The sequence below is a fragment of the Longicatena sp. 210702-DFI.1.196 genome, from assembly GCF_020563125.1.
GTDB classification, from domain to species: Bacteria; Bacillota_I; Bacilli_A; order Erysipelotrichales; family Erysipelotrichaceae; genus Longicatena; species Longicatena caecimuris.
In genome coordinates, this window is the sequence record NZ_JAJCPX010000067.1 from 1 (window position 1) to 6844 (window position 6844).

Genomic DNA, 6844 nt, shown 5'->3' on the forward strand with positions numbered 1-6844 from the left:
GTCACTCTCGTTGAGTGCCTGTTTATAATACATCAATTTATCTTTCATGTCAACGATAATTTTTAGTTTTTTCATTTTTTTATATTGCTGTTTTTATTTTACCTAATTCTTTCAAGTTTTTAATGCAAGATCAAGCATCCACCACCTGCATCACATACGTCATCTATATAATATCAGTTACGTTATTGCTGCGTTACAACAAGTCACCTATACTTATCCGTTCACAGTTTTACTACATTTTTGAAATCACTGCTTCTTCTCCAACTCCATACATGCCAAATATCGCTCATACAATGCATTAATTTCATGATGTTCAAAAGGCGAATTCCGCAATCGAATATCCACCATCAAACGATCCAGTCCTTTATGAATTGCACGATCCAACGCTTTGCTGTATGCCATTTCCCTTGCATGTTGTTCATATTCATCCTCATCTAACAACATCGTTTTTCCTGTTGGCGATACCTTCACATCCAAATCATAATCAATATTCTTAATTGCCTCACCATCATAAATACTAGGCGATGCTAGATTGCAATAATAATGAATGCCGGTTTTACGAATCATGCAAATGACATTATACCATTTATCTGGATAGAAAAAGCAGATTGCCGGTTCTCTGGTCACCCACTTACGACCGTCTGATTCACTTACCAAAGTACGATTCGTGACAGCAACGATACGTTTTTCATTTGCCTCAAGCACGTATCCCATTGCCCATGTCCGATGCAGACTGCCATCATGTTTATAACTTTGAATATATACATATTGATTTTCTTGTAATTCCATGTCTGCCTCCTAACGTTTTTTTATTATAGCAAAATATCATAAAAAATCATAGAATACATTTTCAATCTCTTCCCATACTAGAAATGAAAGGAGAAGCATGAGCAATGTTTCATGCGTGTGATGCTATGTTAACACCTAAAGATGTCTTATATTTAGAAGACCTGCTGGATCAGACCTTTGTCTTAAACAAAAGAATTACCAATGATGTCACAATGATTCAAAATGAAGAAGTGAAAACCTGCTTTGAGGAGGTCAATACGAATCTTGCTAAACATTATCATACAATGGTAGAACTTTTGCAAAAGGAGGTAAAAGAATGAGTGGATCAACTAATAATTACAGCGATAAAGAGATTGCGACCAACCTGTTAGTAACCTTGAAACATATGAAGAGTGAATACAACACTTTTTCACAGGAAGCAAGTAATGAAGAACTTTTTAAAGAAGTAGATACGCTATATCAAGATCTTTCTGCTCAACAGCGCAAGGTTTATGAAATGATGAAAGAACAAGGCTGGTATAAGATGACCTCAGATTCTGAGAAGAACATCTCAAAAGCCTATACAAAATTTAGTAAAATGGAAGATGAGCTCTGTGAATAGAGCTTATCTTTTTTCTATGCCCCATTTTCTGGGGGCCTCTATAGATAAGAAGTATGAATAAAGATACAAACATATACTTTTTTATGATGAAGATAAAATCCAATGATACAGCCATTTATTAAGCAGTATTACGCACTTATCCTGAGTTATCTTTTTAGCTATCCATCATCTTGCACAGAACATGCTTTTTTCATTTCCGCTTTATGAAAAATGTGATACGATACTGTCATGGAGGTAGTATAATGATGAACAATGAATATGAAACCTTATTAACGAGTCTGCGTGGCTTATTAATGGATGAACATGATGAAATTGCCAATATGGCAAATGCAGCTGCTTTATTATATCAATACTTACCCGATATTAGCTGGGCTGGATTTTATTTATATAAACATGATGAATTGGTACTTGGCCCTTTTCAGGGGAAAGTCGCCTGCATGCATATCCCAATGGGAAAAGGAGTATGTGGAACTGCAGCTGTAAAACGCAAGATTCTGCGTGTAGATGATGTTCATCAATTTAGCGGCCATATCGCCTGTGACAGTGCAAGTAATTCTGAAATAGTAATCCCCTTAGTAAAAGAAAACACCCTACTGGGTGTTTTGGATATTGACTCTTATTCACCTTCTCGCTTCACGCAGGAAGATGAAGACATGCTTAATCAATTTTCTAACATACTTATTTCATCATTATGAATATGAAAATAGGAGCTTGCTAAGGTGACAGCTTCTCTGCTAGAGAAGAAACGACACTTTGCCGTACCTATGTAAGTCGTTCTTACGACACTCTTGTCTTCCATGATTTCACCGATTTCTCCCATGTCCTGTTTCGTGAAATCAAGTTCTAGCATATCTTTCCACTGTACACGTGAATTATTTTCAATCGGAGCACTGATAAGTTTAATAGGAAGCTGTTCTCCATGATAGCGGGCTAATTGAAACATGACACAGTCATTGTAATCACAGCCCAAAAGTACGACATAACCATTAAATTCAGATACTTTACCTAATGGTGAATCCTGATTTAAACCAAAGTGCAAAGGATGCTTATCACATAATATTTTGGCATATTTTCCCCAAGCCGCAAAGCTATATAATGGATGATATGAACGAACTACGCCTTCATTGCGTAAAAACTGATAAATGAGCGCATCTGCTTTTTCGGGTGCGCTTAATTTTTTATCAAAGGGCAAGGCATGCTGACGCACATCCTCCCAATACATACGGGCAATGTGTTTCTTTTGGCAGGCTGGATCAGCCATCTGTGGTGTAAAAGTCGGCATAACGATAGTCCCTTCATAGCCAACTGTTTCCATCAATGCCTCAATCAGCATCTGTTCACCACCTATGAGATAACCTAATTTTTTCATATCCGCCTGGACCAAAATCACCATACCACGTTGTATACCCAAAGATTCTAATTGCGCACAAATATCTTCTTTGGTAGATACAACCGTTTCCGGTTCTTCATCTAATGTAATATATGTAAATTTTTCAGCCATGCTATCAGATCCTTCTTTTCTAAATATCCTTCTTTCCTGTTTTCGGCCTGCAACGTCCCCTGATAAAAATAATAGGTTGTTGGTAACTGGCGCAAAACACCGGTCGTAACTTTTAATTCATCTAACATCTTCTTTACATCTGCATCCTTTTCCTTTAGGTTTATATGCAGATAATACACTTCAAACGGCTGTTGTTTTTCTATTTCCTCTATGACCTTTTGATATTCATCACAGGAGTAACAGTCATCGCTTATCACATATAATAGAAATGAATTCTGTCTTTCGTCACTTAATTTCTCAAGAACCTCCGCTGCACTCACTTCGATAGGCCCTTTTTTTGATGATGGTGAGCAAGCAGCTAACAGACATACAATCAGCATGACGAATATTACTTTTTTCATATTCCTGCCCCCTTTTGATGATGCTGTTTTTATTTTAGCACAGAATTCGCCAGTTCTACGCATTTAATCTAAAAAAATGATATTTCGCAATAAATCTTATCCTAGAACGATGGTTACAGCTATTTGCTTATGACGGGGGTTCGTGCTGACATAGCAGCGCCATATAATTCATACTTTCTTAATCAACCACATAAAAAAACACGTTGATTACAGCATGCCTCCCAACAAAAATAGACCAAACACGCCCTAAAACCCATCTGGACCACAAAAATTCCCCTCATCTTTCATAAATAAGCATAAAAAAACTCTCATTTTCATGAGAGTACGTAGTTATTAATGGAGCAGATGAGGGGAATTGAACCCCCGTATCAGCCTTGGCAAGGCTGTGTTCTACCATTGAACTACATCTGCAAAAATGGCGGTCCAGATGGGACTCGAACCCACGATCTCCTCCGTGACAGGGAGGCATGTTAACCACTACACCACTGGACCTTGTATATTTAACTGACAGCTTTGTTACCGCCAGTGCCCGTATATAATACCATCTGATTTTTTTTCTGTCAACAGCTTTTTTAAATTTTTTTAATTTTTTTAATGTTTTATATATCATGTGAAAATTCCCCTCTTCATCATCATCGTCATACCTTCCATCTTCATCAACAGTGCCGTTTTCATATCATAAGGGAGTGCCTTCACACTCCCTATAATGCCAGACTTACACGTATTGCTTTATTTATTTTTTCAATTGTTTTATCATCTAATGTACAAATCCACTGCCCCAATCGTTTCTTATCTATCGTCCGCAGCTGTTCACATAAGATCATGGACACATAGCTTAATGAATCATCACTGAAAATCACATGTGTAGGAATTGGCGGTTTTGACATCTTTTTTGAAATCGGCGCAATGATGATTGTTTTAGAATAACGATTTCCCTTATCGTTCTGCACGACCACTACCGGCCGTACCCCACCTTGTTCACTGCCAATGACAGGTGACAGATCTGCATAATATACATCTCCCCGTTTGATCATTATTTCATCACAGCCACCTGCATGCTGTTGATAACCTCCATCATTTCTTCCGGACCCAACTCATCGGAGAATACGGAGAACTCTACACCATCATATACCACACTCATATGATTTCCATCATAAAATCCCACAACATCCATTGCATCAATCATCTCTCCCGGCATGATGACCGTTTGTGTATCTTTAGGCACCTCTTTTTTGGTTTCGACAACGGTAAAATTTTTATCACCATGATACTCTAAAACATGTTTCACTTCCCCATTAACCTTCATCTGATTGGCACTTTTCAGTTCCGATGAAAATACCTGTACCGGATATAGTGGTAAATCCTGTTCACTGATGACGCTGGCACTCGCCTTCTTTTCTATAACGGCAGGTGCTTTGAAATAATCCTTTTTGATCTTGGCATCATATTCACATTTCGTAAAGACAATTTTTAATTCAGAGGTATTATCTTTATTATAAATTTGAAGCCACTTAAGTTTGGCATTTTTATCAAACATGATATCCTCATGATCAAAGTTTTTATTATTGGGATAGCTAACCTTAGCACTTACCAGTGTTCCATCCTTCTGCTTTTTTATTGTGGCATTTTCTTGTTTGACGATGTCCGCTATTGATTGCAATAAGTATGGCTTTGGTGAATTCATCGGCCAATCACCTTCAAATTTAAACACTTGATTTAAGCTTGGGGTCACAACGAAGACGCCTGCGTCGTTGCGTAGTATGATTTGTTCCTGATTCAGTTCCTTATCTGTTAAAGAAACCTTAAAATAATCTTTTTCACCTTTCTCATAGCCAACTTCCAACGCATAGGCTTTCACATCCTCACCTTTTGTGATTTCCATATTTCCTTGTAAGATGTAAGAGTCCATATCCTTCATGGTCTGCGCAAATTCATCACTGAAGGATTTTGGTTTCATGGTAAAGATGAGTGCGACTGCTAGTATCGCAATACCGATACCAGCGATGATTTTTGTTTTCATGCTGCATCTGCTCCCTTCCTGCTCATCCTAATTTATGCGTCGCATAGGAATTTCATTCATATTTCCTTTGGCTTTTCATAGAGTAGAAACAGGTGATCAACATGAAAAAATACCAGAAACTAGTTCTGGCCCTTTCTATTTTTATTTGTCTTCAATACGCGTTTTCCGTTTTATTTCATCTGCATACCTTTACCGATATCCTCTCGTATAGTCCCTGGATAGAGAGTTTGTATGCCTTTCTTGCCGGCTTATGTGGCTTTCTTAATATCCTTTTGTTTCGCCGCGAAGATTGATCGTTATATTATCCTCATTTGCATGTGCGATAAATTTAGGTTTTTAAATACTGTTTTATGTTCATAATGTTATCACAAGAAGATCAATTTTTATTCATCTTTTTGTTTTCTCCATATGCTACAAGGTATATCAAAACCTGCTATTACCATTGTTTTATATTTATGTGTTGAAATCAAACTCTTCATGCGATTGTTCGTCTTTTAACGTCTTTCGCATTTGTACATGTGGGACATGTTCATCCATATGGATTTCTCCATCTACCTGATAATTAAGTCTTTCATAAAAACCTAGCATACGACATTGCGCATCCAGCACAAAGGCTTTTGCTTTGTGTTTTTTGCCATACGCTTCACAGCTTTCGACAAGTACCTTGCCAAATCCTTGTTTACGATATGGCTTGCGTAAGGCTATCCGCCCGATACGCATAACATCTTTTTCTATATCCGCATACATCCGTGCACAGCCTGCTAAGACTTTATCTAGATATAAAGTCACATGAATGGCATGATTGTCAATTTCATCAAATTCCATCATGAACCCTTGTTCTTCTACAAATACTTCTTGACGAACGATTTTAGCATCCGCGAAGTTATGCTCATATACTACTTGAATTTCCATGTGTTTTTCCTTTCTTTTTCACTGTTTAGCCTTTTTATTATCTCTTTTATCTCTTTGAATTTTATCTCCTTGATTTTAATATTCCATAATCAAATCAAAAAACAACCATACCACCATCACATATGTAATGCATTATATCGGAAAGACTTGCTAGGATTATTTGATAATCTAGAGAATATGATACCATAGAATGGTTCTATCTTAAACATAAAAGAAGAAAGAAACATATCGAAAACGATAACATATAAACTTTATAAAAAAACTATTGAACAAATTTCATTACCATCACTGATAATACTTATCATTCATTAAGCAATCAAAACCCACAAAGACTTTTTCAATTAGATAGAGGTCATGGCTGGCATACTTGTAGCCATTAAAATTATGCAAAAACAAATGGAAGTTAAGCTAAAACTAAGAATTTTCTATTTATTATCAACGATTTCTCAAGTGATTGATAGATTCTTCTTTTTACTTATGGTTTTATTAATATATATCGTTTTCCATTAAAGTTTTTGATATGAAAGAGGAAACACGATAATCCACAGGAAAGAGAATTTATTATAAATTATATATGTCTTTTTGACTATCTTTTTATATCTTCTTAAATGTCCGCAAAG

The 6844-nt window shown here is 36.5% G+C and carries 9 protein-coding genes and 2 tRNA genes; 3 read left to right on the forward strand and 8 right to left on the reverse strand.

The window, feature by feature from the left end:
* Positions 1-246: 246 nt before the first annotated feature.
* Positions 247-789, reverse strand: coding sequence for a DUF402 domain-containing protein (locus LI241_RS15225; RefSeq protein ID WP_008979732.1), 543 nt, complete (start codon positions 787-789; stop codon positions 247-249).
* Positions 790-893: 104 nt separating this feature from the next.
* Between LI241_RS15225 and LI241_RS15230 the strand changes: the two genes are divergently transcribed.
* From LI241_RS15230 to LI241_RS15240, 3 genes are all read left to right on the forward strand, one after another.
* Positions 894-1109 carry a hypothetical protein gene (locus LI241_RS15230; protein ID WP_008979731.1) on the forward strand — a complete coding sequence of 72 codons (216 nt, stop codon included), beginning with the start codon at positions 894-896 and terminating at the stop codon, positions 1107-1109.
* Positions 1106-1390, forward strand: a complete 285-nt coding sequence (locus tag LI241_RS15235; RefSeq protein ID WP_017144562.1) for a spore coat protein — start codon at positions 1106-1108, stop codon at positions 1388-1390. Before LI241_RS15230 ends, LI241_RS15235 begins: the two co-directional genes overlap by 4 nt.
* Before the next feature lie 242 nt (positions 1391-1632).
* Positions 1633-2085 carry a GAF domain-containing protein gene (locus LI241_RS15240; protein ID WP_017144561.1) on the forward strand — a complete coding sequence of 151 codons (453 nt, stop codon included), beginning with the start codon at positions 1633-1635 and terminating at the stop codon, positions 2083-2085.
* Here the strand turns inward: LI241_RS15240 and LI241_RS15245 are convergent.
* The 7 genes from LI241_RS15245 to LI241_RS15275 all read right to left on the reverse strand — a co-directional run bounded on the left by LI241_RS15245 (position 2052) and on the right by LI241_RS15275 (position 6224).
* Positions 2052-2891, reverse strand: coding sequence for an aminoglycoside N(3)-acetyltransferase (locus LI241_RS15245; protein WP_008689875.1), 840 nt, complete (start codon positions 2889-2891; stop codon positions 2052-2054). The genes LI241_RS15240 and LI241_RS15245 overlap by 34 nt on opposite strands.
* Positions 2861-3292 carry a hypothetical protein gene (locus tag LI241_RS15250; protein WP_008689877.1) on the reverse strand — a complete coding sequence of 144 codons (432 nt, stop codon included), beginning with the start codon at positions 3290-3292 and terminating at the stop codon, positions 2861-2863. The genes LI241_RS15245 and LI241_RS15250 overlap by 31 nt, the downstream gene beginning before the upstream one ends.
* 337 nt (positions 3293-3629) lie before the next feature.
* Positions 3630-3703 (reverse strand) — tRNA-Gly (locus tag LI241_RS15255).
* 5 nt (positions 3704-3708) lie between these two features.
* A tRNA-Asp gene (locus LI241_RS15260) sits at positions 3709-3784 on the reverse strand.
* A gap of 209 nt (positions 3785-3993) precedes the next feature.
* On the reverse strand, positions 3994-4329 hold the full coding sequence (locus LI241_RS15265) for a type II toxin-antitoxin system PemK/MazF family toxin (RefSeq protein WP_193363154.1): 336 nt from the start codon (positions 4327-4329) through the stop codon (positions 3994-3996).
* Positions 4326-5312 carry an outer-membrane lipoprotein carrier protein LolA gene (locus LI241_RS15270; protein ID WP_008689881.1) on the reverse strand — a complete coding sequence of 329 codons (987 nt, stop codon included), beginning with the start codon at positions 5310-5312 and terminating at the stop codon, positions 4326-4328. Before LI241_RS15270 ends, LI241_RS15265 begins: the two co-directional genes overlap by 4 nt.
* Positions 5313-5765: 453 nt before the next feature.
* Positions 5766-6224 carry a GNAT family N-acetyltransferase gene (locus LI241_RS15275; RefSeq protein ID WP_008689884.1) on the reverse strand — a complete coding sequence of 153 codons (459 nt, stop codon included), beginning with the start codon at positions 6222-6224 and terminating at the stop codon, positions 5766-5768.
* Positions 6225-6844: the final 620 nt, after the last annotated feature.

Excerpts from the sequence above, each read along its gene's own strand:
- LI241_RS15270 (WP_008689881.1), bottom strand. The coding sequence starts at position 5,312 with ATGAAAACAAAAATCATCGCTGGTATCGGTATTGCGATACTAGCAGTC.
- LI241_RS15245 (WP_008689875.1), bottom strand. The coding sequence starts at position 2,891 with ATGGCTGAAAAATTTACATATATTACATTAGATGAAGAACCGGAAACG.
- LI241_RS15225 (WP_008979732.1), bottom strand. The coding sequence starts at position 789 with ATGGAATTACAAGAAAATCAATATGTATATATTCAAAGTTATAAACAT.
- LI241_RS15240 (WP_017144561.1), top strand. The coding sequence starts at position 1,633 with ATGATGAACAATGAATATGAAACCTTATTAACGAGTCTGCGTGGCTTA.
- LI241_RS15275 (WP_008689884.1), bottom strand. The coding sequence starts at position 6,224 with ATGGAAATTCAAGTAGTATATGAGCATAACTTCGCGGATGCTAAAATC.
- LI241_RS15235 (WP_017144562.1), top strand. The coding sequence starts at position 1,106 with ATGAGTGGATCAACTAATAATTACAGCGATAAAGAGATTGCGACCAAC.
- LI241_RS15230 (WP_008979731.1), top strand. The coding sequence starts at position 894 with ATGTTTCATGCGTGTGATGCTATGTTAACACCTAAAGATGTCTTATAT.
- LI241_RS15250 (WP_008689877.1), bottom strand. The coding sequence starts at position 3,292 with ATGAAAAAAGTAATATTCGTCATGCTGATTGTATGTCTGTTAGCTGCT.